Source organism: Streptomyces sp. NPDC028910 (assembly GCF_055564955.1).
Window position 1 is genome coordinate 21,356 of the sequence record NZ_JBVHVF010000003.1, and the last position, 25,708, is coordinate 47,063.

The 25,708-nt window shown below is 70.4% G+C and carries 21 protein-coding genes, 8 tRNA genes and 3 pseudogenes; 12 read left to right on the forward strand and 20 right to left on the reverse strand.

What is annotated here, in order from left to right; translation table 11 throughout:
- Window positions 1-89: 89 nt before the first annotated feature.
- The 8 genes and pseudogenes from ACZ4TV_RS04870 to ACZ4TV_RS04905 form a co-directional block, all read right to left on the reverse strand.
- Window positions 90-163: transfer RNA gene (locus ACZ4TV_RS04870), tRNA-Met, on the reverse strand.
- A 92-nt stretch (window positions 164-255) separates the two neighbouring features.
- Window positions 256-444: pseudogene (locus tag ACZ4TV_RS04875) on the reverse strand (GNAT family N-acetyltransferase); the annotation flags it as partial.
- Between the two features lie 113 nt (window positions 445-557).
- Window positions 558-630 (reverse strand) — tRNA-Lys (locus ACZ4TV_RS04880).
- Between the two features lie 215 nt (window positions 631-845).
- The gene (locus tag ACZ4TV_RS04885; protein WP_468130769.1) at window positions 846-3,068 is read right to left on the reverse strand and encodes a DEAD/DEAH box helicase; all 2,223 of its coding nucleotides are present in this window, start codon (window positions 3,066-3,068) and stop codon (window positions 846-848) included.
- A gap of 294 nt (window positions 3,069-3,362) precedes the next feature.
- Entirely contained in the window at window positions 3,363-3,935 is a 573-nt protein-coding gene (locus ACZ4TV_RS04890; protein WP_468130771.1) for a hypothetical protein, read from the reverse strand.
- An 86-nt stretch (window positions 3,936-4,021) separates the two neighbouring features.
- On the reverse strand, window positions 4,022-4,396 hold the full coding sequence (crcB, locus tag ACZ4TV_RS04895) for a fluoride efflux transporter CrcB (RefSeq protein ID WP_468130773.1): 375 nt from the start codon (window positions 4,394-4,396) through the stop codon (window positions 4,022-4,024).
- A complete protein-coding gene (locus ACZ4TV_RS04900) occupies window positions 4,393-4,866 on the reverse strand; it encodes a FluC/FEX family fluoride channel (RefSeq protein ID WP_468130775.1) in 474 nt (157 codons plus the stop codon). Before ACZ4TV_RS04900 ends, crcB begins: the two co-directional genes overlap by 4 nt.
- Window positions 4,863-5,213: a metallopeptidase family protein gene (locus ACZ4TV_RS04905; RefSeq protein WP_468130777.1), complete on the reverse strand. Its 351-nt coding sequence runs from the start codon at window positions 5,211-5,213 to the stop codon at window positions 4,863-4,865. The genes ACZ4TV_RS04900 and ACZ4TV_RS04905 overlap by 4 nt, the downstream gene beginning before the upstream one ends.
- Before the next feature lie 104 nt (window positions 5,214-5,317).
- On the opposite strand from ACZ4TV_RS04905, the gene ACZ4TV_RS04910 reads away from it, so the two are divergent.
- The 3 genes from ACZ4TV_RS04910 to ACZ4TV_RS04920 all read left to right on the forward strand — a co-directional run bounded on the left by ACZ4TV_RS04910 (window position 5,318) and on the right by ACZ4TV_RS04920 (window position 5,602).
- Window positions 5,318-5,390: transfer RNA gene (locus tag ACZ4TV_RS04910), tRNA-Glu, on the forward strand.
- A gap of 39 nt (window positions 5,391-5,429) precedes the next feature.
- A tRNA-Asp gene (locus ACZ4TV_RS04915) sits at window positions 5,430-5,503 on the forward strand.
- A gap of 22 nt (window positions 5,504-5,525) precedes the next feature.
- Window positions 5,526-5,602 (forward strand) — tRNA-Phe (locus ACZ4TV_RS04920).
- 38 nt (window positions 5,603-5,640) lie between these two features.
- Here ACZ4TV_RS04920 and ACZ4TV_RS04925 read toward each other — a convergent pair.
- From ACZ4TV_RS04925 to ACZ4TV_RS04935, 3 genes are read right to left on the reverse strand one after another with little or no spacing between them, the layout of a single operon-like run.
- Window positions 5,641-6,501: a cytochrome c biogenesis CcdA family protein gene (locus ACZ4TV_RS04925; protein WP_468130780.1), complete on the reverse strand. Its 861-nt coding sequence runs from the start codon at window positions 6,499-6,501 to the stop codon at window positions 5,641-5,643.
- On the reverse strand, window positions 6,498-7,214 hold the full coding sequence (locus ACZ4TV_RS04930) for a DsbA family protein (protein ID WP_468130782.1): 717 nt from the start codon (window positions 7,212-7,214) through the stop codon (window positions 6,498-6,500). Before ACZ4TV_RS04930 ends, ACZ4TV_RS04925 begins: the two co-directional genes overlap by 4 nt.
- 54 nt (window positions 7,215-7,268) lie before the next feature.
- Window positions 7,269-7,745 carry a hypothetical protein gene (locus ACZ4TV_RS04935; protein ID WP_468130784.1) on the reverse strand — a complete coding sequence of 159 codons (477 nt, stop codon included), beginning with the start codon at window positions 7,743-7,745 and terminating at the stop codon, window positions 7,269-7,271.
- 111 nt (window positions 7,746-7,856) lie between these two features.
- Here ACZ4TV_RS04935 and hrpA point away from each other — a divergent pair, with 111 nt between their 5' ends.
- The gene (gene hrpA, locus ACZ4TV_RS04940; RefSeq protein WP_468130786.1) at window positions 7,857-11,804 is read left to right on the forward strand and encodes an ATP-dependent RNA helicase HrpA; all 3,948 of its coding nucleotides are present in this window, start codon (window positions 7,857-7,859) and stop codon (window positions 11,802-11,804) included.
- Between the two features lie 68 nt (window positions 11,805-11,872).
- A tRNA-Asp gene (locus ACZ4TV_RS04945) sits at window positions 11,873-11,946 on the forward strand.
- Window positions 11,947-12,572: 626 nt separating this feature from the next.
- Here ACZ4TV_RS04945 and bldC read toward each other — a convergent pair.
- Window positions 12,573-12,779, reverse strand: coding sequence for a developmental transcriptional regulator BldC (gene bldC, locus ACZ4TV_RS04950; RefSeq protein WP_003949541.1), 207 nt, complete (start codon window positions 12,777-12,779; stop codon window positions 12,573-12,575).
- Between the two features lie 566 nt (window positions 12,780-13,345).
- Window positions 13,346-14,200, reverse strand: coding sequence for a DUF8083 family protein (locus tag ACZ4TV_RS04955; RefSeq protein WP_468130788.1), 855 nt, complete (start codon window positions 14,198-14,200; stop codon window positions 13,346-13,348).
- 193 nt (window positions 14,201-14,393) lie between these two features.
- On the opposite strand from ACZ4TV_RS04955, the gene ACZ4TV_RS04960 reads away from it, so the two are divergent.
- Both ACZ4TV_RS04960 and ACZ4TV_RS04965 read left to right on the forward strand, forming a co-directional pair.
- The gene (locus tag ACZ4TV_RS04960; protein WP_468130791.1) at window positions 14,394-15,503 is read left to right on the forward strand and encodes a Leu/Phe/Val dehydrogenase; all 1,110 of its coding nucleotides are present in this window, start codon (window positions 14,394-14,396) and stop codon (window positions 15,501-15,503) included.
- 288 nt (window positions 15,504-15,791) lie between these two features.
- The gene (locus tag ACZ4TV_RS04965; RefSeq protein WP_031141582.1) at window positions 15,792-16,052 is read left to right on the forward strand and encodes a DUF3073 domain-containing protein; all 261 of its coding nucleotides are present in this window, start codon (window positions 15,792-15,794) and stop codon (window positions 16,050-16,052) included.
- 80 nt (window positions 16,053-16,132) lie between these two features.
- On the opposite strand, the gene purM is transcribed toward ACZ4TV_RS04965, so the two are convergent.
- The 7 genes from purM to purS form a co-directional block, all read right to left on the reverse strand.
- Window positions 16,133-17,203, reverse strand: coding sequence for a phosphoribosylformylglycinamidine cyclo-ligase (gene purM, locus ACZ4TV_RS04970; protein ID WP_468130793.1), 1,071 nt, complete (start codon window positions 17,201-17,203; stop codon window positions 16,133-16,135).
- A gap of 105 nt (window positions 17,204-17,308) precedes the next feature.
- On the reverse strand, window positions 17,309-18,826 hold the full coding sequence (gene purF / locus ACZ4TV_RS04975) for an amidophosphoribosyltransferase (RefSeq protein ID WP_468130795.1): 1,518 nt from the start codon (window positions 18,824-18,826) through the stop codon (window positions 17,309-17,311).
- Between the two features lie 143 nt (window positions 18,827-18,969).
- Window positions 18,970-19,776 (reverse strand): META domain-containing protein, encoded by an 807-nt coding sequence (locus tag ACZ4TV_RS04980; protein ID WP_468130797.1) that lies wholly within the window; start codon window positions 19,774-19,776, stop codon window positions 18,970-18,972.
- 61 nt (window positions 19,777-19,837) lie between these two features.
- Entirely contained in the window at window positions 19,838-20,632 is a 795-nt protein-coding gene (locus ACZ4TV_RS04985) for a maleylpyruvate isomerase family mycothiol-dependent enzyme (protein WP_468130799.1), read from the reverse strand.
- 108 nt (window positions 20,633-20,740) lie between these two features.
- Window positions 20,741-22,990 (reverse strand): phosphoribosylformylglycinamidine synthase subunit PurL, encoded by a 2,250-nt coding sequence (purL, locus tag ACZ4TV_RS04990; RefSeq protein WP_468130801.1) that lies wholly within the window; start codon window positions 22,988-22,990, stop codon window positions 20,741-20,743.
- Window positions 22,987-23,667: a phosphoribosylformylglycinamidine synthase subunit PurQ gene (gene purQ / locus ACZ4TV_RS04995; protein WP_468130802.1), complete on the reverse strand. Its 681-nt coding sequence runs from the start codon at window positions 23,665-23,667 to the stop codon at window positions 22,987-22,989. Before purQ ends, purL begins: the two co-directional genes overlap by 4 nt.
- A 2-nt stretch (window positions 23,668-23,669) precedes the next feature.
- The gene (gene purS, locus ACZ4TV_RS05000; protein WP_042801325.1) at window positions 23,670-23,915 is read right to left on the reverse strand and encodes a phosphoribosylformylglycinamidine synthase subunit PurS; all 246 of its coding nucleotides are present in this window, start codon (window positions 23,913-23,915) and stop codon (window positions 23,670-23,672) included.
- A 327-nt stretch (window positions 23,916-24,242) separates the two neighbouring features.
- On the opposite strand from purS, the gene ACZ4TV_RS05005 reads away from it, so the two are divergent.
- The 5 genes and pseudogenes from ACZ4TV_RS05005 to ACZ4TV_RS05025 form a co-directional block, all read left to right on the forward strand.
- Window positions 24,243-24,560, forward strand: coding sequence for a histone-like nucleoid-structuring protein Lsr2 (locus tag ACZ4TV_RS05005; RefSeq protein WP_468130803.1), 318 nt, complete (start codon window positions 24,243-24,245; stop codon window positions 24,558-24,560).
- An 88-nt stretch (window positions 24,561-24,648) separates the two neighbouring features.
- Window positions 24,649-24,720: transfer RNA gene (locus ACZ4TV_RS05010), tRNA-Gly, on the forward strand.
- 72 nt (window positions 24,721-24,792) lie between these two features.
- Window positions 24,793-24,865: transfer RNA gene (locus tag ACZ4TV_RS05015), tRNA-Gly, on the forward strand.
- A 171-nt stretch (window positions 24,866-25,036) separates the two neighbouring features.
- Window positions 25,037-25,507, forward strand: a pseudogene (locus tag ACZ4TV_RS05020) (ATP-binding cassette domain-containing protein); the annotation flags it as partial.
- A pseudogene (locus ACZ4TV_RS05025) lies at window positions 25,482-25,703 on the forward strand (ABC transporter permease); the annotation flags it as partial. The pseudogenes ACZ4TV_RS05020 and ACZ4TV_RS05025, both read left to right, overlap by 26 nt.
- Window positions 25,704-25,708 lie beyond the last annotated feature (5 nt).

The window sequence follows — 25,708 nt, forward strand, 5'->3', positions numbered from 1 at the left end:
GCGCCCCTTCCCTCACACTCCGTAACGTGCGACGTGCGGGACACGACGAAGGCCCGGTTCCCCAAGGGGAACCGGGCCTTCGTACTGAGTAGCGGGGGCAGGATTTGAACCTACGACCTCTGGGTTATGAGCCCAGCGAGCTACCGAGCTGCTCCACCCCGCGTCGGTAAACACAACTCTACGCCATCCGGGGGGAGTCCTCCGCCAATTAACCGCCACCCCGCCCGCAGATCGACATCACCGCAGGTCAGAGCCTTAAAACCGGCCCGAAGCCGGGGGGTGCGAACGAAGCCGCCGGGTCAGGACGCGCGTGGTGGTGCCGTCGTCCTCCTGGACGTCCCAGACGTGCGCGAAGCCGATGCGGTGCAGCAGGGTCAGGGAGGCCGTGTTGGGAGCGGCCACGGTGGCGTGCACCTCGGTCAGGCCGAGGGTGTCGAAGCCGTACGGCCGTGCGTCCGCTCGCCCACGGGACCGGGAACGACTGAGCGCCCCGTCCGGCCGGAACCGGAAGGGGCGCTCAGCGCCAGGTCAGAGGCTTCGCCTCGGCCCGCGAGCGGTAGGCCATGTCGGACTCGAACCGACAACCAACGGATTAAAAGTCCGCTGCTCTGCCAATTGAGCTAATGGCCCTCCACGTGCTCACCCCAGAGCATAGCCGGACCTCGCCGGTCAGCCGATCGGGTATCGACCGACCGGCCTGTCGCGTCCCGAGGCCTTGTCACGTCGCGTCAGTTTCCGGGGCGCTGGGGGAGACCGAGGGCTCTGGCCCCCGCCGCCACGAGAAAGGGCCCGTACGGCACCTGGGTGCCGTACGGGCCCTTCTCAGGGGTTCAGCTCAGCAGCGATCAGCCGTTGCGCTTCCAGCGCGGCTTGTCGTCGCGGCGGCCGCCGAAGCCACCGGTGGAACCGGATCCGGACGGGCGGTGGTCGTCGCGGCGGCCGTACGGACGGTCACCGGCGCCGCCGGAGCGGAAACCACCGGACGGACGGTCGTCACGACGGTCGCGGTTGAACGGGCGGTCGCCGCCGCCGGAGCGGAAGCCGCCGCCGGAGGTGCGGTCGTCACGGTTGTACGTGCCGTTGCCCGTGGCCGGACGGTCACCACCGGAGCGGAAGCCACCCGACGGACGGTCGTCGCGGCGGAAACCACCACGGTCGCCACCACGGTCATCGCGGTTGAAGCCACCCGACGGACGCTCGTCACGACGGAAGCCACCACCGGCCGGACGGTCACCACCGGAACGGAAACCACCCGACGGACGGTCGTCACGGCGGAAACCACCACGGTCGCCACCACGGTCGTCACGGTTGAAGCCACCGGAGGGGCGGCCGCCGCGGTCACCGCGGTCGCCGCGGTCGTCACGGCGGAAGCCGCCACGGTCACCGCGGTCGCCACCGCGGTTGTCACGACGCTCGAAGTTGCCGCGGTCGTCGCGCTGGGCGCGCTGCTCCTCGCGGCGCTCCTGCGCGGCCAGCTCGGCGGCAGCGGCGGCGGCAGCAGCCGCGACCTCGGCCTCGGCGGCCTCGGCCACCTCGGCGACAGCGGCCTCCGGGTCCTCGCCGCGCTCACGCGCGGAACGGGCGACCAGGCGGTCGGCCTCCTCGCGCAGCTCCACGGCACGGCGCGACAGTCGCTCCAGCTGCTTGGTGAGCTCGGCGACCTCGCGCTCGGCCTGCTTGGCGGCGTTGTTCGCGGAGTCGGCCTGGACCTCGGTCAGCGAACGGGCACCGGTGATCTCGGCGACCTCCGGCTCGAAGGCGCCTGCGCCCTGGACGATGTGACGCGAGGCGTCGACGCCCGCGTCCTCCATCAGGCGGAAGATCTGGCGGCGCTGGTGCGGCAGCGCGAGGGAGACCACGACACCGGACTTGCCGGCGCGAGCGGTGCGGCCCGAGCGGTGCAGGTAGTCCTTGTGGTCACCGGCCGGGTCCACGTTCAGGACCAGGTCGATGCCGTCGACGTGGATGCCGCGGGCGGCGACGTCGGTGGCGACGAGCGCGTTGACGTAGCCGTCCTTGAAGTCGGCGAGGACGCGGGTACGGGCGCCCTGCGTCATGCCGCCGTGCAGCGCGTCGGCCTTCACGCCGGCCTCGACGAGCTGCTCGGCGATGCGGTCGGCGCCCAGCTGGGTGCGGACGAAGATGATGGTGCGGCCCTTGCGGGCGGCGATGGCGGCCGTGACCGGCGCCTTGTCCTTCGGCTTCACGACGAGCACGTGGTGCGTCATGGTCGTGACGTTGCCCTGGGCGCTGTCGACCTCGTGGGTGACCGGGTTGGACAGGTAGCGCTTGACCAGGGTGCCGATCTCGTTCTCCATGGTGGCGGAGAAGAGCATGCGCTGGCCGCCGCCGGGGATCTGGTCGAGCAGCTCGGTGACCTCGGGCAGGAAGCCCAGGTCGGCCATCTGGTCGGCCTCGTCGAGGACGGCGATCTTGACGTTCTCCAGGGAGCAGGCGCCACGGTTGATGATGTCGCGCAGACGGCCCGGGGTGGCGACGAGTACGTCGACACCGCGCTCCAGAGCGAAGATCTGGTTGCTCATGGAGGTACCGCCGCAGACGACCTTCATCTTCAGGCCGAGCACGTCGCCGTAGGGCTGGAGGGCGTCCGCGACCTGCATCGCGAGCTCACGCGTCGGCGTGAGGATGATGGCGCGGGGCTTCTTCTTCTCGGTGTGACCGCCGGCCAGCGAGGCCAGGGTCGGCAGACCGAAGGAGAGGGTCTTGCCGGAGCCGGTGCGGCCACGGCCGAGGATGTCCTTGCCGGCCAGGGCGTCCGGGATGGTCGCGGCCTGGATCGGGAAGGGGGCGGTGACGCCGTTCTGGGCGAGCTTGCGCACGATGCCATCGGGCAGACCGAGGTCGCCGAAGGTGATCGTGGGCTCCGCGTCAGCGTCAGCGTCGGTGTCGAAGTCCGTGTCGGTTTCGATGGAGTCCTCGAGGGACTCGTCGGTCGTCACGTCGGCCTCGAGGGCCTCGATGATCTCGTTCGCCTCTGCGGCCTCGATGGCCTCGGTGACCACAAGGGCCTCGGCGTCGATGATCTCGTTGGAGTCGTTCTCGGGCATGACGGAACGGTCAGAACTGGAAATGGACATGCGAAATGCGAAACCTTCCGGAGTCTCGGCACGCGCCCAAACTCCGTGAATCGCAAATCGACCGCCTCAATGCGGTCAGCCACGGCTAGGGAGAGTACGCGCCACACGGCGCTCTTCGGATTCGGCGCCGGGCAATGGGATCAAACGATCTATAACCATACGCACCCTCCCCGGGGTCTGGCAAGCCGGTCCGACCAAAACGCCTTTGACCTGCGAAGACGTCTCGCTCCGCCGCCTGACCGCACCCCGGAGACCGGGCCGGGCCTAGGCCTGCGGGGCCGGCTGGGTGGTGGGCTCGGGCTGCGGACTTGACGGAGTCGGCGTGGGTTCCGTCACAGGGGGCGTCGTGGCCGGCGGTTGCGGAGTCGGACTGGCCGACTGCTGCCCGCCGCTCGAACCGCCGCCACCGGAGCCGCCAGAACCACCGGAACCACCGGCTCCGCCCGACCCGCCCGACCCGCCCGAGCCCCCGGCAGGCGGTTCCTGGGGGCCCTGCCCACCCGCTCCGCCGCCCGGTCCCGCCGACGGCGCGGGCACACCCGGCTGACCGCTCGGCGCGCCCGGACCGGGCGAGGCTCCGGTCGCGCCGGAGGCCTTGCCGTCCTCCTTGGGCTTGCCGTCCTGGTTCCCCGTACCGTCCTTCGCGCCGTGTCCGTTGCCGTGGACCCCGGAGCCCTTCCCGGTCGTGGAGCCCCTGCCCGCGGCGCCGCCCTCGCGGTCCGCCGATGCGGACGGCCCGGGCTTCGCCGCGTCCTCGCCGACACTCATGCAGCCGGCCGTCGCCGCGACCGCGAGCGCGGTGACGGCCAGCCGGAGGGAAGCGGACAACTGGCGCACGGGGGTACCTCCGGAGCCTGGGGGTGAGCGGTCCGCATGAGCGGGTCAATGTGCCCAACTCCCTTTGACCCGTAAGGGACACGCCCTCAGGCGAACAGCTGCCGCGCCACCTGCGACCCGAGGTGCACCGCACCCAGCCCGACCAGCACCGACATCACCACGTTCGCCGCCGCCAGGAACGTCCAGCCGCGCTCGGCCAGCCGCAGCGTCTCGTACGAGAACGTCGAGTACGTGCTCAGCGCCCCGCACAGCCCGGTCCCCAGCAGCAGCTCCCACCGCGAGGAGGAGGCCCCGGCCAGCACCGCGCCCGTCAGGACCCCCAGCACCAGGCACGCGGCCGCGTTGACCACGAAGGTGCCCCAGGGGAAGACCGAATCGTGCCGCGCCTGCACCGCGCGGTCCGTCACGTACCGCAGCGGAGCGCCCACGACCGCGCCCGCCACCACCAGGAGCCAGTTCACCCGCGCCCCCGGACCGCGAGCCGGGTCACCGAGGCCGCCGCCCACACCGCGCCCAGGGCCGCCAGCACCGTGAGCCCGGCGTAGGCCAGCGCGGTCCCCGCCTCCCCCTCGTCCAGGAGCCGCGAGAAGTCCACCGCGTAGGTGGAGAAGGTGGTGAAGCCGCCGAGCACCCCGACCCCGGCGAAGGGCCGCACCAGTGGATGCGGCGCGGTCCGACCGCCCTCGCTGATCAGCACCATCAGTACGCCGATCAGCGCACAGCCGGTCACGTTGATCCAGAAGGTCGCCCACGGAAAGGCCCCGGGTCCGGTCGGCCAGAGCAGGCCGGCCCCGTACCGCGCCGTGGCCCCGACCGCCCCTCCCGCCGCCACCGCCGCGAGCACCCGGCCCCGGGGTTCGGCGCGCTGGGCGGGTACGTGCAGGTCGACGTCGGGGTCGATCGCCTCGGCGCCGGGGACCGGTCGGGTCACCCGTACCCCAGCGCGTGCAGCCGGTCGTCGTCGATCCCGAAGTGGTGGGCGATCTCGTGCACCACGGTGACCTCCGTCTCGGCGACCACGCTCTCCCGGTCGTCGCACATCCGCAACGTGGGATTCCGGTAGATGGTGATCCGGTCCGGCAGCACCCCGGCGTACCACTCACCGCGGTCCGTCAGCGGAGTCCCCTCGTACAGTCCGAGGAGCTCGGGGTCGTCGGCGGGAGGTTCGTCCTCGACGAACACCGCCACGTTGTCCATCAGCCGCGTCAGCTCCGGCGGGATCCGGTCCAGGGCCTCTGCGACGAGCTCTTCGAACTCCTCGCGCGTCATCTCCAGCACCGGGCCATTCTCCCCCCGGCGGAAACCGTTTTGGCGATAGCTGCCCGGATCCCATATGCTTCTCACGTCCCCGACGCGCTGGAAAGCGCCCAGGCGGGCCTTTAGCCCTCATCGTCTAGTGGCCCAGGACGCCGCCCTTTCAAGGCGGTAGCACGGGTTCGAATCCCGTTGGGGGTACGCGTTACCGTGTGCAAGACTTGGTCTCGCACACTACAAGGTCCTGTGGAGCAGTTGGTTAGCTCGCCACCCTGTCAAGGTGGAGGTCGCGGGTTCAAGTCCCGTCAGGATCGCTGAAGCCGGAAACGGCTTCGTGGCTGGGTAGCTCAGTTGGTACGAGCGATCGCCTGAAAAGCGATAGGTCGCCGGTTCGACCCCGGCCCCAGCCACCATCGAGAAGGCCCCGTCCCCCGGACGGGGCCTTCTGCGGTTACTCCCCCTCGGTCATCCCCTCGGTCATCCCCTCGGCCGCCGTCCGCGCCCTGCGGCGCCACTGCACCAGGCCGACGGCCGCCGCCCCCGCCGCGACCAGCCCGAGCAGCGCCCAGTCCGGGACCGCGTCGGCCAGCGACCCGACCCACTGCTCCACCGCGAACGAGTCGTCCACGTCCAGCAGCCCCGGCAGCGCACTCGCGCCGTCGTAGGCGAGGAACAGCGCGCCCAGGGTGATGAAGAACAGCCCGGACAGCAGCGAGGTGGTGTGCAGCTCGAAGCGGCCCACCGTCAGGGCCCGCCCGCGCAGCCAGCGCCGCCCGCCCAGCTGGAACCGCTCCCACAGCAGGGCCAGCAGGAACAGCGGTACGGCCATCCCCAGCGCGTACACCGCGAGCAGCAGGCCGCCGTAGACGGAGCTGGCGCTGACCGCCGCGACCGTCAGGACGCTGCCCAGGATGGGCCCGGCGCAGAAGCCCGCCAGCCCGTAGACCGCGCCGAGCGCGTACACCGACAGCGCGGTGGTCGGCCGGATCCGGCCCGACAGCTCCGAGATCCGCTTGGGGGCGAAGCCCAGGCCCAGGATCTGCGCGAGCCCGAGCGCGATGATCAGCCAGCCGCCGGCCAGGACGAGCTGGTCGCGGTTGCCGTGGAAGAACCGTCCGGCGTACGAACCGGCGGCCCCCAGCGGTACGAGGGTGCTCGCGAGGCCCGCGTAGAAGATCCCGGTGCGGGCCAGCAGCCGCGAGGTGGAGTCGATCGAGTACGCGAAGAAGGCCGGGAGCAGCAGCGCGCTGCAGGGGCTGAGCAGGGCGAGGAGGCCGCCGAGCAGGGCGGCCAGGTATCCGATGTCGGTCACGGCCGCGCCGCCGCCTCGGCCGTGGCGATGGCGGCCGTGAAGGCGTCGAGCGGCTGGGCTCCGGCGATCGGCTTGCCGTTGACCAGGAAGGACGGGGTGGAGGTCACGCCGATGCGGTAGCCCTCCTCCTGGTCCCGCTTCAGGGCCGCCGCGGCCTGCTCGCCGGCCATGTCCGTCTTGAAGCGCTCCAGGTCGGGGACCCCGGCCTCGCGGGCCAGCTCCACGAGCCGAGGCTCGGCGAAGCCCTTCTCCTTCGAGCCGTCGGCGTACGCGGCGGCGTGGAAGGCGGCGAAGCGGTCCTGCTGCCCGGCCGCCCAGGCGGCCTTGGCGGCGGCCTCGGAGTCGGCGCCGAAGATCGGGAAGTTGCGCCACTCGATGCGCAGGGTGCCGTCCTCGACGTACTTCCTCACCAGTTCGGGCTCGGTGTCCCGGGCGAACTTGCCGCAGTAGCCGCACTTGAAGTCGGAGTACTCGATGAGCACCACGGGCGCGTCGGCGCGGCCGACGGCGAGCTTGTCGCCGGACTCGCGGCGGGCCAGTGCCCTGAGCTCGGCGGAGGGGTCGGTCCGGGGCGCGACCGCGGTCGCGGAGCCGGCGGAGCCCTTCTCGGCGGGGGCGGTGGCCTGCCAGGAGACGATGCCGAGGGTGATCGCGGCGAGGGCGACCCCGGCGGAGATCAGCAGGGGCTTCGTGGAGGTCTTGGGAGAGGACATGCGGGTGCTCCAGTGCTGCGGGTGGTGAGGCGGGGACCGGTGGGGAGCCACCGGCTAAACCCGCATCACGGACAGCTCCAGCGGGCCGGGCGCCGGCCGGTCGGGACCGCGTACGAGGACCGGTACGGGCATCGTTCCGTGCGGCCGCGCCCCCTCGGGCACCGTCCGCGCCGGCGGGAGCTGCGCGTGCTCGCCCGCGGCCCGCGTCGGGACGGCGGGGACGCCGCCGTGATCGGGAGCCACCGGTGCGCAGGCCGGCCCACCGCGGTCGGCGAACGCCACGGGGACCGGCGCCGCCGGGCCGCCGCCACCGCCGGCCCGGGCCGGGATCAGGCCCGGGGCCCCGGCCGCGGGCTGCGCCGCCGCGGCCGTCAGCCGGGCTGTCAGTCCGGCCGTCGGGCCAGCCGTCGGGCCGCCCGTCAGCCCGGCCGGGCGGGCCGTGGCGGCGCCGGCCAGCACCGGGATCACCGCGAGGACCACCGCCACCAGGACCACGCCGAGCAGGCAGCACACGCGGCGGGGGCGGGACAAGGTGGGCTGCCTCTCACTCGTACGGCCGGCGGACTCGTCCCGAAATGGTACGGGTCCGCCCGACAAATGCGTTCGCCACCCGGAGGGCCCAGGTGAGATCCTCGACCAGGTATGTCTACTTCCTTCGCCGCCCTGCAGACGCTTCTCGGTGAGATCTCCCTCCGTGACGCGCACCGCCTCGGCCGCCGCCTCGAGGGCGCCCGCCGCATCCGCAAGCCCGAGGCCAAGCAGGCCGTGCTCGACGAGATCGCCGCGGAGGCCGCGAAGGCCGCCGAGCGACTGGCCGGCCGTGCCTCGCGGATGCCGGAGGTCACGTATCCCGAGAACCTGCCCGTAAGCCAGAAGAAGGACGAGATCGCCGAGGCGATACGCGACCACCAGGTCGTGATCGTCGCGGGCGAGACCGGTTCCGGCAAGACCACGCAGATCCCCAAGATCTGCATGGAGCTGGGCCGGGGCGTCCGGGGCATCATCGGGCACACGCAGCCCCGCCGGATCGCGGCGCGCACCGTCGCGGAGCGGATCGCCGAGGAGCTGAAGTCCGAGATCGGCCGGACGGTCGGCTGGAAGGTCCGCTTCACCGACCAGGTGGACCCGGACGCGACCTTCGTGAAGCTGATGACGGACGGCATCCTGCTCGCCGAGATCCAGACCGACCGCGAGCTGCGCGCCTACGACACGATCATCATCGACGAGGCCCACGAGCGGTCCCTGAACATCGACTTCCTGCTCGGCTACCTGGCCACGCTGCTGCCGAAGCGCCCCGACCTCAAGGTGATCATCACCTCGGCGACCATCGACCCGGAGCGCTTCTCCCGGCACTTCGAGGACGCCCCGATCGTCGAGGTCAGCGGGCGCACCTACCCGGTCGAGGTCCGCTACCGGCCCCTCCTGGAGGAGGAGGGCGACGACAGCGACCGCGACCAGATCACGGCCATCTGCGAGGCCGTGGACGAGCTCCAGTCCGAGGGCGCCGGCGACATCCTGGTCTTCCTCTCCGGCGAGCGCGAGATCCGCGACACCGCGGACGCCCTGAACAAGCGGAATCTAAAGTTCACCGAGGTGCTCCCGCTCTACGCCCGCCTCTCGCACGCCGAGCAGCACCGCGTCTTCCAACAGCACACGGGCCGCCGGATCGTCCTGGCCACGAACGTCGCCGAGACCTCCCTGACCGTCCCGGGCATCAAGTACGTGATCGACCCGGGTACCGCCCGGATCTCCCGCTACAGCCACCGCACCAAGGTGCAGCGCCTGCCGATCGAACGGATCTCGCAGGCCAGCGCCAACCAGCGCAAGGGCCGCTGCGGCCGTACCAGCGACGGCATCTGCATCCGGCTGTACTCCGAGGACGACTTCAACGCCCGTCCCGAGTTCACCGACGCCGAGATCCTGCGGACGAACCTGGCCTCCGTCATCCTCCAGATGACCGCGGCCGGCCTCGGCGAGATCGAGAAGTTCCCCTTCATCGACCCGCCGGACCACCGCAACATCCGCGACGGCGTCCAGCTCCTCCAGGAGCTCGGGGCCCTGGACCCGGCGGAGAAGGATCCGAAGAAGCGGCTCACGCCGATGGGCCGCCAGCTCTCCCAGCTCCCGGTGGACCCCCGGCTGGCCCGCATGGTCATCGAGGCCGACAAGAACAACTGCGTCCGCGAGGTCATGGTCATCGCGGCGGCCCTGTCCATCCAGGACCCGCGCGAGCGGCCCTCGGACAAGCAGACCCAGGCCGACCAGAACCACGCCCGGTTCAAGGACGAGACCAGCGACTTCCTCTCGTTCCTGAACATGTGGCGCTACGTCCGCGAGCAGCAGAAGGAGCGCGGCTCCTCCTCCTTCCGCCGGATGTGCAAGCAGGAGTACCTGAACTTCCTGCGCATCCGCGAGTGGCAGGACATCTACTCGCAGCTTCGTACGGTCGCCAAGGGCATGGGCATCCACGTCAATGAGGCCGACGCCCCCGAGCAGCACGTCCACATCTCCCTGCTGGCCGGTCTGCTCTCGCACATCGGCCTGAAGGACACCGACAAGAACGAGTACCTCGGTGCCCGCGGTGCCAAGTTCGCGATCTTCCCGGGCTCCTCGCTCTTCAAGAAGCAGCCCAGGTTCCTGATGTCGGCCGAGCTGGTGGAGACCTCGCGGCTGTGGGCCCGGGTGAACGCCAAGGTGGAACCCGAGTGGGTGGAGCCGCTGGCCCAGCACCTGATCAAGCGCACGTACAGCGAGCCGCACTGGGAGAAGGACCAGGCGGCCGTGATGGCGTACGAGAAGCTCACGCTGTACGGCGTACCGATCGTCGCCCAGCGGAAGATCAACTACGGCCGGATCGATCCCGAGGTCTCGCGCGAGCTGTTCATCCGCAACGCGCTGGTCGAGGGCGACTGGCGGACCCACCACAAGTTCTACGCCGACAACCGCAAGCTCCTCACCGAGGTGGAGGAGCTGGAGAACCGGGCCCGGCGCCGCGACATCGTGGTGGACGACGAGACCCTCTTCGACTTCTACGACCAGAAGATCCCCGAACACGTGGTCTCCGGGGCGCACTTCGACTCCTGGTGGAAGCACAAGAAGCGCGAGGAGCCCGAACTCCTCGACTTCGAGCGGGAGATGCTGCTGACCGAGAAGGCGGCCGGGGTCACCAAGGCCGACTACCCGGACACCTGGCGGCAGGGACAGCTGAAGTTCCGGGTGACCTACCAGTTCGAGCCCGGGGCGGACGCGGACGGCGTGACCGTGCACATCCCGCTCCAGGTGCTGAACCAGGTCACCCACGAGGGCTTCGACTGGCAGATCCCGGGCCTGCGGGAGGAGGTCGTCACCGAGCTGATCCGCTCGCTGCCGAAACCGATCCGCCGGCACTACGTGCCCGCGCCGAACTTCGCGACCCGCTTCCTGCAGGTGGCGGTGCCGTCGGCCTCCGGCGGCAATCAGACGCCGCAGGAGCCGCTGCCGGCCACCCTGGCGCGCGAGCTCCAGCGGATGGTCGGGGTCCCGGTCTCCGCCGAGGACTTCGACCTCACCCGGATCCCGGACCACCTGAAGATCACCTTCCGGATCGTCGACGAGCGCCGCAAGAAGATCGCCGAGGACAAGGACCTGGAGGCGCTGCGGCTGCGGCTGAAGCCCAAGGCCCACCAGGCCCTGTCCAAGGCCGCCGCGGCCACCGCCGAGCGGGCGGGCGGGGAGTCGGTGGAGCGGACCGGGCTGACGGACTGGACCATCGGCACGCTGACCAAGGTCTTCGAGACCCGGCGCGCCGGGCAGCCGGTGAAGGCGTACCCGGCGCTGGTGGACGAGGGTGCGAGCGTCTCCGTACGGCTCTTCGACACCGAGGCGGAGCAGCAGCAGGCGATGTGGCTCGGCACCCGGCGCCTGATCCTGCTGAACATCCCGGTGAATCCGGCGAAGTTCGCCTCGGACCACCTGACCAACCAGCAGAAGCTGGCCCTGTCCAGGAACCCGCACGGCTCCATCCAGGCGCTGTTCGACGACTGCGCGACCGCGGCGGCCGACAAGCTGATCGCCGACCACGGCGGCCCGGCGTGGGACGAGGCGGGCTTCCGCAAGCTCTACGAGGCGGTCCGCGCCGACCTGGTGGACACGACCGTGCGCACGATCGGGCAGGTGCAGCAGGTGCTGGCCGCCTGGCAGGCCTGTGAGCGCCGCCTGAAGGCCACGAGCAGCCTCGCGCTGGTCGCGAACATCCAGGACGTCAAGACGCAGCTGGCGGCCCTCGTGCCGCCCGGCTTCGTGACGCTCACCGGGCTGCGCAGGCTGCCGGACCTCATGCGCTACCTGGTGGCGGCGGACCGGCGGCTCCAGCAGATGCCCACGGGCGTCCAGCGCGACACCACGCGCATGCAGAAGGTCCACGAGATGCAGGACGAGTACGCCTGGCTGCTGGAGCAGTTGCCGAAGGGGCGGCCGGTCCCGTCCACGGTCACGGACATCCGCTGGATGATCGAGGAGCTGCGCGTCAGCTACTTCGCGCACGCACTCGGGACGGCGTACCCGATCTCCGACAAGCGGATCGTGAAGGCGGTGGACGCGGCGGCCCCGTGATCGGTTCGACTGCACCCCCTGAGCTGCGGTACAGTCTGATTCGCAGCCGCCGAGCGGCCGCAGATCAAGGACCTGTGGAGCAGTTGGTTAGCTCGCCACCCTGTCAAGGTGGAGGTCGCGGGTTCAAGTCCCGTCAGGTTCGCAGAAACGTCAGGGCCCGTATCCCCCAGGGGATGCGGGCCCTGATGCGTTGGCGGGACACCGCCGGGGCGGGCGCGGGGCCCGGGCCCGTCCGGAGCTCGTGACCGGCCCCTGTCGCCGTGTCCGCCCGTGGGCGGCCCTGAACGCCCCCTGGACCGCTCCGGCCCGCATCCGACCGCCTCGGACGCACCTCGACCCGTCAGCGGACCACCCCAGGTCGCCGGTGGCCGGCTCGTGGGGGCCGGTGGGCCGCCTTCATCCAGAATCCCCCGTTCGCGTGATGCGGCCCCCGACGCACATCCCCTTTACGGGGTGCATTACCGGATATACAAGAGTGATCATCTGTGACGGGAGTCACCGCACGAGTTTTTGAGACTCGTGCTTTTATCGCATCCCTACGCCCGCTCGATTTAATATGTGCAATGGCACCTACCCCGCCAGTGCCCTGCGCGCGCCCGAGACCGCCCTGACCTGGGCATAAAAAGATCGCGCTGGACCCGGCGGAGTCCAGCGCGATCGAACGACCGGTGAACCTGTTGGGGCAGGACCGGTCGTATGAAGCCATGTGGGTTTCATCGGATTGGGGGACCCGATACAGACCCGTTAAAGCGGGGTGTTTGCGGGACCTCAGGCCTCGCTGCGCTGCTGCGGAATTCCCGCGAGCAGTGCGCGAACCTCGGCCTCGCGGTATCGGCGGTGTCCACCCAGGGTGCGGATGGACGTGAGCTTGCCAGCCTTGGCCCAGCGGGTGACCGTCTTCGGGTCCACGCGGAACATCGTGGCAACCTCAGCCGGGGTCAGCAGCGGCTCGGCATCAGGGGTGCGAGCGGTCATGAGCGGCCTCCTCGGGAGAACCGAACCATCTCGGTTCTTTCCTCTAAATTCTGCACCTTGGCCCGCGTTGCCCGAAATGGACATACGCGGGCCGAGTCGGTTATAGGACGAACGGCTTGTCCTCGGCACTACAACTACACCATCCGTCCAGCCTCGACGGCCAAACCGACGGAATTGCCCTCCGAGGTGTTCATCAGCGGCGGAAGCCGATGGACCGTCCCATAACGGACAGTCACCCCACTGTGACGATCAGTCACAGAGCGATCAGGAGTCGTCAGACCCCCCGTAGCGTGCAATGCTGAGCATTCCGCCCTTAGTTGGGCGGAAGGAACCCTCCCCGGACTCCTTGTCCTATTTTGGCACGAGGGTAGGGGAAGGGCGCAAGGGTGTGGTTAGTGCGGTCCGTCACGCTTGGGCCAATGGCCCGTATCGGGACGTAGGTCCTGGCACTACGCCCCAAATGCCATGATCCAAGCTCTGATCAGCCATTATTACTCGATCGACCGATACGGCACGGTACGTACGGGCGCCTCCGAGCCGGAAAAAAGCCACACCCGTCTTCAGGACTAATTCGCGAAAAGTCGTTCCCGGACCGCGCGCCACCGCTCCGCGAGCTCCCCGTACGCCTCGGCCGCCCCCACGGTGTCCCCGGCCCGCAGGGCCGCGATCCCCGCCGCCAGGTCCCCGGCCGACCGGTCGTCCGCCAGCTGGTCCGCCGGCAGCGCGTGCAGCAGCCCCCCGTAGTCCAGCTCGACCATCGACCGCGGGTGGAACTCCTCCAGCCAGCTGCCGACCTCGACCAGCCCGTCGGCGAGCATCCCGTACCCCTCCGCGTCGCGCAGGGTCCGCAAGCCCCGGGCGAGCCGCCGCCGCGCCTGCACCATCGGCGTCCGGTAGCGCAGCCGCTCGCCCGGCCGGTACTCCCGCTCCTCGTCCGCCACCAGCACGAACCAGCGCAGCGGGACCTGCCACACCCCCGTACGGATCCAGGGGCGCGCGTCCGGGTTCCGCTCGCGCCAGCGCTCGTAGTCCTCGGCCGCCCGCCGGCGCACCGCCGGCGGGAGCGCCGCGTCCAGTACCGGGCGCGGGAACCACTCGACCAGTTCCTGGAGCGCCAGCCAGCCGCGCAGCCGGGTGCGCCACGGGCAGACGAGCAGCACCCCGTCGACCTCCGCCGTGAACGCGTCCGCGCTCTCCTGCGCCGGCACCGCCACCACGGGCACCCGTACCAAGTCCGCCAGTGACCGGCGCAGTTCGTCCTGGGCGGTCGGGGTCACCTCGCGCCGGGCGTAGTCGGCCCAGTACGTGCGCTCCGGCTCCGGGAAGGCCGCCAGGGGCTCGTAGACGCGCAGGTAGGAGGCGTACGGGACGGTCGGCGCCGAGCGCGCGGAGGGCAGCAGGGGATCGGGGGATTCGCTCACGCTCTCGTACTCCCCCCTTTGAGGGCTCGGTTCACCTCCGGGGCCCCTCCGGCAGGGCAGCGGGAGCCGGTCGTACTCCGGGAGTGTTCCGATCCCCGGACAGGTGGCCTAAGGACGCCCCGCAGGTCTTACGCTGCTCCCAGCACGCCCTCCCCCACCCGCAGGGCGGGCGTCTTTCCGCCGCATCTCTCCCATGGGAGTCACCACCGTGACCGAAATGACCGACGGCGTCCTGCACACCCTGTTCCGTACGGAACAAGGCGGCCACGAGCAAGTCGTGCTGTGCCAGGACCGAGCCACCGGCCTGAAGGCCGTCATCGCGATCCACTCCACCGCCCTGGGCCCCGCCCTCGGTGGCACGCGCTTCCACGCGTACGCCTCGGACGAGGAGGCCGTCCTCGACGCGCTGAACCTCTCGCGCGGCATGTCGTACAAGAACGCCCTCGCCGGCCTCGACCTCGGCGGCGGCAAGGCCGTCATCATCGGCGACCCGGACGTCCTGAAGACGGAGGAACTGCTGCTGGCCTACGGCCGCTTCGTGGAGTCCCTCGGCGGCCGCTACGTGACCGCCTGCGACGTCGGCACCTACGTGGCCGACATGGACGTGGTGGCCCGCGCGACCCGCTGGGCGACCGGCCGCTCCCCCGAGAACGGCGGCGCCGGCGACTCCTCGGTCCTCACCGCCTTCGGCGTCTTCCAGGGCATGCGCGCCAGCGCCCAGCACCTGTGGGGCGACCCGACGCTGCGCGGCCGCAAGGTCGGCGTGGCCGGCGTCGGCAAGGTCGGCCACTACCTGGTCGAGCACCTGCTGGAGGACGGCGCCGAGGTCGTGATCACGGACGTCCGCGAGGAGTCGGTGCGCCGCATCCTCGACAAGCACCCGGGCAAGGTCACCGCGGTCGCCGACACGGACGCGCTGATCCGCGTCGAGGGCCTGGACATCTACGCCCCCTGCGCGCTCGGCGGCGCCCTGAACGACGACACCGTGCCGGCGCTGACCGCCACGATCGTGTGCGGCGCGGCGAACAACCAGCTCGCCCACCCGGGCATCGAGAAGGACCTCTCGGACCGCGGGATCCTCTACGCCCCGGACTACGTGGTCAACGCGGGCGGGGTGATCCAGGTCGCCGACGAGCTGCGCGGCTTCGACTTCGACCGGTGCAAGGCCAAGGCGTCGGAGATCTTCGACACCACCCTCGCCATATTCGCTCGTGCGAAGGCGGACGGGATCCCGCCGGCCGCGGCGGCCGACCGGATCGCCGAGCAGCGGATGGCGGACGCCCGCGCCGCCCGCGCGCTCTAGGCCCTCCCGGGACCCGGGGCGTGCCCGCCGGGGCGCGGCGAGACGGAACTCACTGCGCTTCGGCGGGTCGCCCGCCAGGAAAAGGTTAAAATCGCGGTTGACCAGCGAGGACGGGGCGCCTTGCTGGTTCTGCACCGGGGCGCGTCATGCGGGCGGCGTACCGTATGGCCGCGGAAGCAGGTACCGTTAAACCCCTACGGACGGTCTCTCCACGGAGAGCCCGCTCCGAACCATGAACGCGTGTCAGACTCTGGGGCCGTCGAGCCCCGTCACCGAGGGGGTCGAGCCATGGGGCGCGGCCGGGCCAAGGCCAAGCAGACAAAGGTCGCCCGCCAGCTGAAGTACAACAGCGGCGGGACTGACCTCTCGCGTCTGGCCAATGAGCTGGGCGCATCGCCGACAGAGCCGCTGCCTATCAGCGAGCCGGTCGAAGTCGATGACGATCTGGACGACGACGACCCGTACGCCAAGTACGCGGATCTGTACAACAGCGATGACGACGACGAGGACGAAGAGTCCGGTCCGTCGGCACAGCGTCGCGGCGCTTGACGTTCTGAGGCGTCTGCACGAGCAGGACAAAGACTGAAACCCGGTCCAGGGCATAGCCCCGGGCCGGGTTTCAGTGCTGCTCAGCTCGCGTAGGAACCGGTCAGGGTCGCGCCCTCGGTGCGGTCGCCGCGGTCCTCGACCTCTCCCGCGACCCAGGCGTCGACACCCCGGTCGGCCAGCGCGGTCAGCGCCGCGTCCACCGAGTGGGCGGGCACGACGGCCATCATGCCGACGCCCATGTTCAGGGTCTTCTCCAGCTCCAGCTGCTCCACCTGCCCGGCCTTGCCGACCAGGTCGAAGACGGCGCCGGGGGCCCAGGTCGTACGGTCGACCGTGGCGTGCAGGTGGTCCGGGACGACCCGGGCCAGGTTCGCCGCGAGGCCGCCGCCGGTGATGTGCGAGAAGGCGTGCACCTCGGCCGTACGGGTGAGTGCCAGGCAGTCCAGCGAGTAGATCTTGGTGGGCTCCAGCAGTTCCTCGCCGAGGGTGCGGCCGAGCTCGTCGACGTGCTGCTCCAGGGACATCCCGGCCCGGTCGAAGAGGACGTGCCGGACCAGCGAGTACCCGTTCGAGTGAAGGCCGGACGAAGCCATCGCGATGACGGCGTCACCCGTACGGATGCGATCCGCGCCGAGCAGGCGGTCGTACTCGACGACACCCGTACCGGCACCCGCCACGTCGAAGTCGTCCGGGCCCAGCAGGCCGGGGTGCTCGGCGGTCTCGCCGCCCACCAGGGCGCAGCCGGCGAGGACACAGCCCTCGGCGATGCCCTTGACGATGGCGGCGACACGCTCGGGGTGGACCTTGCCGACGCAGATGTAGTCGGTCATGAAGAGCGGCTCGGCACCGCAGACGACGATGTCGTCCATGACCATCGCGACCAGGTCGTGGCCGATGGTGTCGTACACGCCGAGCTGGCGAGCGATGTCCACCTTGGTGCCGACGCCGTCGGTGGCCGAGGCGAGCAGCGGGCGCTCGTAGCGCTTGAGGGCGGAGGCGTCGAAGAGGCCGGCGAAGCCGCCGAGGCCACCGAGGACCTCGGGGCGCTGCGTCTTCTTCACCCACTCCTTCATCAGTTCGACGGCGCGGTCTCCCGCTTCGATGTCCACGCCTGCGGCTGCGTAGCTGGCACCGGTGGTCTTCTCTGTCATGACAGGAGAGAGCTTTCGTGTCGTTACTGCGTGTGTTTGCACGGCCCTGGGAGAAGCTGCATGAAAGACAGGGCCGTGCGCAGGTTGAGCCGGATCGAGCAGGGCCTACGGACGACGGAGGGCGTCGGCGGCGTCCGTGCCACCGGCCAGCTCGGTCTCCAGCAGCTGCTTGCCCAGGAGCTGCGGGTCCGGAAGCTCCATCGGGTACTCGCCGTCGAAGCAGGCCCGGCAGAGGTTTGGCTTCTGGATGGTGGTCGCCTCGACCATCGCGTCGAGCGAGATGTACGAGAGCGAGTCCGCGCCCAGCGACGTGGCGATCTCGTCGACCGTCATGCCGTTGGCGATCAGCTCGGCCCGGGTGGCGAAGTCGATGCCGAAGAAGCACGGCCACTTCACCGGCGGCGAGGAGATCCGGATGTGGACCTCGGCCGCGCCGGCCTCGCGGAGCATCTTGACGAGGGCGCGCTGGGTGTTGCCGCGGACGATCGAGTCGTCGACGACCACCAGGCGCTTGCCGCGGATGACTTCCTTGAGGGGGTTGAGCTTCAGCCGGATGCCGAGCTGGCGGATCGTCTGCGAGGGCTGGATGAAGGTCCGGCCGACGTAGGCGTTCTTGACCAGGCCGGAGCCGTACGGAATCCCGCTGGCCTCGGCGTATCCGACTGCGGCGGGCGTGCCGGACTCCGGCGTCGGTATCACCAGGTCGGCGTCGACGGGGGCTTCCTTGGCGAGGCGCCGGCCCATCTCGACACGCGAGAGGTAGACGTTGCGGCCGGCGATGTCGGTGTCCGGGCGCGCCAGGTAGACGTACTCGAAGACACAGCCCTTGGGCTTTGCTTCCGCGAACCGGGAGGTCCGCAGGCCGTTCTCGTCGATCGCGATGAGCTCGCCCGGCTCGACCTCGCGGACGAAGCTGGCGCCGCAGATGTCGAGGGCGGCGGTCTCGCTCGCGACCACCCAGCCGCGCTCCAGGCGGCCGAGGACCAGCGGGCGGATGCCCTGCGGGTCACGGGCGGTGTAGAGGGTCCCCTCGTCCATGAAGACGAGCGAGAAGGCTCCCTTGACCTTGGGGAGGACCTTGGCGGCCGACTCCTCGATGGTCAGGGGCTTGCCGTCGTCGTCGGTCTGGCCGGCGAGCAGGGCGGTGACCAGGTCGGTGTCATTGGTGGCGGCCACCTGGGTGGCACGGCCGTCCTGACGGGGGAGGTCGGCGACCATCTCGGCGAGCTCGGCGGTGTTCACCAGGTTGCCGTTGTGACCCAGGGCAATGGAGCCGTGGGCGGTCGCGCGGAAAGTGGGCTGCGCGTTCTCCCAGACGGAGGCGCCGGTGGTCGAATAGCGGGCGTGACCGACCGCGATATGACCTTGGAGCGAGCCGAGAGAGGTTTCGTCGAAGACCTGGGAAACGAGGCCCATGTCCTTGAAGACGAGGATCTGGGAACCGTTGCTCACAGCGATTCCCGCGGACTCTTGTCCACGGTGCTGCAGGGCATACAGTCCGAAGTAGGTGAGCTTGGCGACCTCTTCACCCGGAGCCCAGACACCGAAGACGCCGCAAGCGTCCTGGGGGCCCTTTTCGCCGGGGAGCAGGTCGTGGTTGAGTCGTCCATCACCACGAGGCACGCTTCCGAGTGTAGGCGAGATCGACCACTGGTCCGAATTGGGGACGCCCGGGAAATCTCACAGCACACAGGGTGACCGTACCCTTCGGTATCGGTATCGGTATCGGTACCGGTATCCGGGAGCCGTGGTCGACCGGTACGCGGTCATTCGGCGGCGGAGGCCGCCTCGGCGGTCAGGCCCTTGCCGTCGGACGCGGTGAGGGTGAGGTTGCGGCCCTCGATCTTCGCGGTGAGCGGGCCGCTGCCGAAGAGCTCGGTCAGCGTCCGCTCGACCTCGCCCGCCGGGCCCTCGCAGGCGATCCGGGTCGTGGTCAGCGGCCCGAAGGTGACCGAGGGGCCGTCGATGGTGGCCTTGGCGCTGAACCGGTTGCAGCCGAGGCTGCCGCTCGCCGTGGAGTCGCCGGCGAGGGTGAACCGGGCCTTGCCGGCGGCCTCGGCGGGCAGGGAGGACACGCTCTCGCCGCTGATCAGGGCGTCGACGGTCCACTCGGTCGTGGTGAGTGGGGCGTCCGGGACCGGGGGCCTCGCGGTCATGGCGATGGTGCTCCCGTCGGCGGCCTTCAGGGTGAGCCGCTCGGGCCCCCGGTCGATCGTCAGCCGGCCCTGGAACAGCTTGGCGAAGACCGTCTCGAATTCGATGTCCTCGCAGGCCATGGCGGTCGTGGGGCCGGGTGTGACGGTCAGGGCGGAGGAGCCGTCGAGGACGACCCCCGCCTTGAAGCCGTTGCAGCCGTAGTTGCCCCTGGCCTGGTCCTGCTCGATGTCGACGCGGGCGGCCTCCGGGGCGTGCAGGGTGCGGCCGCCGGTGGTCACCGACTCGACGGCCCAGGAACCCGTCACCTCGGGGAGCGGGGCGCCGCCGCTCTCCACGGTCCGGCCGCAGCCGGCCAGGGCGAGCGCGAGGACGAGGGCCAGCCCCGCGGGGGCGTGGACGTGCCGGAAGGTACGCATGCTCCTGGGACGGGGCCGGCGCCTGGACGGTTCCGCCCCTGATGCCGAGGAGACGCCCTCCTCAGCCCATCAGCGGGAGCAGCGCCGACAGGTCGGCCCGCTCTCCGCTGGCACTGACCCGCGCCCCGTCGAGTGCCTCGGCCCATCCCGTACGGCCGGTCGCGAGCCGGATCCATGTCAGCGGGTCGGTCTCCACGACGTTCGGCGGGGTACCGCGGGTGTGGCGCGGCCCCTCGATGCACTGGACCACCGCGAAGGGCGGGATCCGTACCTCGACCGAACCGCCCGGCGCCTTGAGCGCCAGGGCGTCGGCGAGCAGCCGGGTGCAGGCCGCGAGGGCCTGGCGGTCGAAGGGGATGTCCAGTCCGGCGGCCCGGTTCAGGTCGTCGGTGTGCACGACCAGCTCGACGATGCGGGTGACCAGGAAGTCGGCCAGGGTCATGTCCCCGATCCACAGGGTCAGCACCCGGTCACCGCCCGGATTGGCCGCGAGCGCCTCGGCCATCCGGCCGGCTGCCGCGTCGTAGAGCTCGGGCAGCGGGCCCTCGCTGAGGGCCTCCCGGGCGGCTTCGGAGATCTTCCCGGCGAGGGAGGCGGTGGCGAAGGGCCACTCGACCGCCGAGAGCTCGGCGACGACGGCGGGGGGCCGGTCGAGGCCGCCGGCCAGCGAGTCGGCGATCCAGACGACGTGCGCCGCGAGATCGGCGACGGTCCACTCCCCGAGCCCGCTGGGCCGCGCCAGCTGCTCGGGCCCCAACTCCCGTACGGCTTCGCCGACATGCGCGAACTGCGCGGTGACGGCCGCGCGGATCCTGGCGGGGTCGTAGGTACGCGGCTTCTTCCTGGCGGGCGGCATGCGGCGACCTTATGCGGTTTCCGGGCCGAGGAGCACGGTGAACACCGCCGACGAAACACCGAGGCCCCGCCCACACCGTGGACGGGGCCTCGTACAGCGACAGCGCGATCAGGCCAGCAGGGCCGGGATCGTCGCCTCGTGGGCCTCGCGCAGCTCGGCCAGCGGGAGGGTGAACTCGCCCTGGATCTCGATCTCCTCGCCGTCCACCACACCGATGCGGGTGACCGGCAGGCCCCGCGCACCGCACATGTCGGTGAAGCGGAGCTCCTCGCTGCGCGGGACGGCCACGATGGCCCGGCCCGCGGACTCGGAGAACAGGAAGGTGAAGGCGTCCAGGCCCTCGGGCACCACGATCCGCGCGCCGTTGCCGCCGCGCAGGCAGGACTCGGTGAGCGCCTGGATCACGCCGCCGTCGGACAGGTCGTGCGCGGCGTCGATCATGCCGTCGCGCGAGGCGGAGATCAGGATCTCTCCGAGCAGCTTCTCGCGGCCCAGGTCCACCTTCGGCGGCATGCCGCCCAGGTGGTCGTGGACGACCTGGGACCAGGCCGAGCCGCCGAACTCCTCGGCCGTGTCGCCCAGCAGGTAGAGCAGCTGGCCGGCCTCCGCGAACGCCATCGGCGTCCGGCGGTTGACGTCGTCGATCACACCGAGGACCGCCACGACCGGGGTCGGGTGGATCGCGGCGTCGCCCGTCTGGTTGTAGAGGGAGACGTTGCCGCCGGTCACCGGGGTGCCCAGCTCCAGGCAGCCGTCCGCCAGGCCCCGGCAGGCCTCGGCGAACTGCCACATGACGCCCGGGTCCTCGGGGGAACCGAAGTTCAGGCAGTCGGAGATCGCCAGCGGCTTGGCGCCGGTCGCGGCGACGTTGCGGTACGCCTCGGCCAGTGCCAGCTGCGCGCCCGTGTACGGGTCGAGCTTGGCGAAGCGGCCGTTGCCGTCGGTGGCCATGGCCACGCCGAGGTTGGACTCCTCGTCGATGCGGACCATGCCGGCGTCCTCGGGCTGCGCCAGGACGGTGTTGCCCTGCACGAAGCGGTCGTACTGGTCGGTGACCCAGGACTTGGAGGCCTGGTTCGGGGAGGAGACCAGTGCGAGGACCTGCGCGCGCAGTTCGGCCGAGGTGGCCGGGCGCGGCAGCTTGTTCGCGTCGTCCGCCTGGAGCGCGTCCTGCCACTCGGGGCGGGCGTACGGGCGGTGGTAGACGGGACCCTCGTGGGCGACGGTGCCCGGGGGCACGTCCACGATCTGCTCGCCGTGCCAGAAGATCTCCAGGCGCTCGCCGTCGGTCACCTCACCGATGACGGTGGCGATGACGTCCCACTTCTCGCAGATCTCCATGAAGCGCTCGACGTGCCGCGGCTCGACGATTGCGCACATGCGCTCCTGCGACTCGCTCATGAGGATTTCCTCGGGCGAGAGCGTCGCGTCGCGCAGCGGGACGGTGTCCAGCTCGACCCGCATGCCGCCGGAACCGGCGGAGGCCAGCTCGCTGGTGGCGCAGGAGAGCCCGGCGCCGCCGAGGTCCTGGATGCCGGCGACCAGCTTCTCCTTGAAGATCTCCAGGGTGCACTCGATGAGGAGCTTCTCCTGGAAGGGGTCACCGACCTGGACGGCGGGGCGCTTGGCCGGGCCGGTGGACTCGAAGGTCTCCGAGGCCAGGATCGAGACGCCGCCGATGCCGTCGCCGCCCGTGCGGGCGCCGTAGAGGATCACCTTGTTGCCGGGGCCCGATGCCTTGGCGAGGTGGATGTCCTCGTGCTTCATCACGCCGATGCACCCGGCGTTGACCAGCGGGTTGCCCTGGTAGCAGGCGTCGAAGACGACCTCGCCGCCGATGTTGGGCAGGCCCAGGCAGTTGCCGTAGCCGCCGATGCCCGCGACGACGCCCGGCAGGACGCGCTTGGTGTCGGGGTGGTCGGCCGCGCCGAAGCGCAGCGGGTCCACGACGGCAACCGGGCGGGCGCCCATGGCGAGGATGTCGCGGACGATGCCGCCGACGCCGGTGGCCGCGCCCTGGTAGGGCTCGATGTACGAGGGGTGGTTGTGCGACTCGACCTTGAAGGTGACCGCGTAGCCCTGGCCGACGTCGACGACGCCGGCGTTCTCGCCGATGCCGACGAGCATGGCGTCGTTCTGCGGGACCTTCTCGCCGAACTGCTTCAGGTGGACCTTGCTGCTCTTGTACGAGCAGTGCTCGGACCACATGACGGAGTACATGGCGAGCTCGGCGCCCGTGGGGCGGCGGCCGAGGATCTCCCGGATGCGGGCGTACTCGTCCTCCTTGAGGCCGAGCTCCTTCCACGGCTGGGAGGCGTCCGGGGTTTCGGTGGCGTTCTTGACGGTGTCGAGGCTCATGCGCTGACCAGCTTCTTCAGGACCGACGTGAAGAACGGGAGGCCGTCGGTGCCGCCGGTCCCGATCAGCGGCTCGACCGCGTGCTCGGGGTGCGGCATGAGACCGACGACGTTGCCCGCGGCGTTGGTGATGCCGGCGATGTCGCGCAGCGAGCCGTTCGGGTTCCCGTCCAGGTATCGGAAGGCCACGCGACCTTCGGCCTCCAGTGCGTCGAGCGTGCGCTCGTCGGCGACGTAGCGGCCGTCCATGTTCTTGAGCGGTACGGAGATCTCCTGGCCGGCGGTGTAGTCGCCGGTCCACGCGCTCTCCGCGTTCTCCACCCGCAGCTTCTGTTCGCGGCAGATGAAGTGCAGGTGGTTGTTCCGGAGCATCGCCCCCGGCAGCAGGTGGGCCTCGGTGAGGACCTGGAAGCCGTTGCAGATGCCCAGGACGGGCATGCCGCCCTTGGCCTGCTCGATGATGGTCTCCATCACCGGCGAGAAGCGGGAGATGGCCCCGGCGCGCAGGTAGTCCCCGTAGGAGAAGCCGCCCGCGAGGACGACCGCGTCGACCTGGTGCAGGTCCTTGTCGCGGTGCCACAGCGAGACGGGCTCGGCCCCCGCGAGGCGGACGGCGCGCAGCGAGTCACGGTCGTCGAGCGTTCCGGGGAACGTGACGACTCCGATGCGAGTGGTCACCGTCAGGCCTCGACCTTCACGGTGAAGTCTTCGATGACGGTGTTGGCGAGGAACGTTTCGGCCATCTTGTGGATGCGGTCGAGGGCGGCCTGGTCGACCGGTCCCTCCACCTCCAGTTCGAAGCGCTTCCCCTGGCGGACGTCGGCGATCCCATCGAAGCCCAGGCGCGGCAGTGCACGCTGCACCGCCTGGCCCTGGGGGTCGAGGATCTCCGGCTTGAGCATGACGTCGACTACGACGCGTGCCATCGGGCACTCCCGTGTGGTGGTTGGTGCGAAGGCGGTTCCCTCAGCGTACCCGGCCAAAATTTCTACGCGGGTAGATATCCCGCTGCCTTGATCACCGGGCCGTTTCGGCTTCACCAACGCTTCGCAAAATCCCCCGGAAAACCACGCGCCCGGGATTGCGGCGGGACACGCGGAGATAATTAACTGGGCTTCGCATTGCAATGGGAATCGGGGTACAAAGGAAACACCCGGGATTCCCGGTGAAAGATGCATTGCCCCGAAACATCCACACAGGCGACATCGCCGCACGTCAACAGGCGGCGACGTCGCACGAAGGGACCGATATCCGTGGCGCAGCGCGTAGTAGTCACGCTCTCCGATGACATCGACGGCGGGGAAGCGGCGGAAACGGTCGTGTTCGCTCTGGACGGTAAGTCGTACGAGATCGACCTCAATGCGGCGAACGCAAAGAAACTGCGGAAGAGCCTGGCCCCCTTCGTGGCCGCCGGCCGCCGCCAGTCCCGCTCGGGGAAGGCCTTCAAGCACACCTCCGTCGCGCCGGACCCGGCGGTCGTGCGGGCCTGGGCCCGGTCGAACCAGTACGACGTGCCGCCGCGCGGCCGCATCCCCAAGAGGATCTACGAGGCCTACAACGCGGCTCACTGAGAGCCGATTTGCCATCCACCCCCATCCGTCGGCTAGTGTGTGGATCACGCCAAGGGGCCAGGCCGCAGGTCGAAGCCTCCGAGGTCGTGCGGGTGTAGTTCAGTAGCAGAACATCCCTCTTCCAGAGGGAAGGCGCAGTGTGCGATTCCTGTCACCCGCTCTGCATCGCTTTCCGACCACTCCGGTGGATCGGGTAGAGTGATGCACGCACTGCCCCGGCAGTGCACTGCATGCGGACGTAGCTCAGTTGGTAGAGCACCACCTTGCCAAGGTGGATGTCGCGCGTTCGAGTCGCGTCGTCCGCTCTGTATGCAGAAGGCCCCGATCATTGCGATCGGGGCCTTCTTCGTGTTTCCCCGTGATGTTTCCTGCGTTGTTTCCACGGCGCGCGCGACGGTGGACATCCTGACAAATGTCATCGGGGGCCATGACAGCGCGCACTGCCGGCCCGGCGCGGGCGCCGCGAGGCTTGGGTCATGACCGAGACCGTGATCGAAGCCGAGGGCCTGCGCCGCGGCTACGCCGGAGGCTACGAGGCCGTGCGGGGCGTCTCCTTCACCGTGGCGCGGGGCGACATCTTCGCCCTGCTCGGCACCAACGGCGCCGGCAAGACCTCCACCGTCGAACTGCTGGAGGGCCTGGCCGCGCCGAGCGACGGGCAGGTCCGCGTCTTCGGGCTCGACCTGTACACCCGGCGGGCCGCGGTCCGCCCGCGCACCGGAGTCATGCTCCAGGAGGGCGGTTTCCCCTCCGGCCTGACGGTGGTCGAGACCGTCCGGATGTGGGGCGGGGTCACCACCGGCGCCCGCCCGGCGGTGGAGGTGCTGGAACTGGTCGGTCTGGGCGCGCGGTCCTCCGTACGCGTCAAGCAGCTGTCCGGCGGCGAACGGCGGCGCCTGGACCTGGCGATGGCCCTGCGTGCTCGGGTCGGGGCTGTTCATGCCGATGGACTCGCTGCCGCACCTGGTGGCCTCGGTGTGCGAACTGCTGCCGCTGAGCGGGGTGATGACCCTCGTGCGGGCCGGCTGGGGCGGGGGCGCGGAGAGCGGGGAGCTGCTGGGGGCCGAGCTGGGCGCGCTGGCCTGGATCGTGATCACCGTGTTTGCTGTCCAGCGGTGGTTCCGCTGGGAACCGCGCCGGTAGAGCGA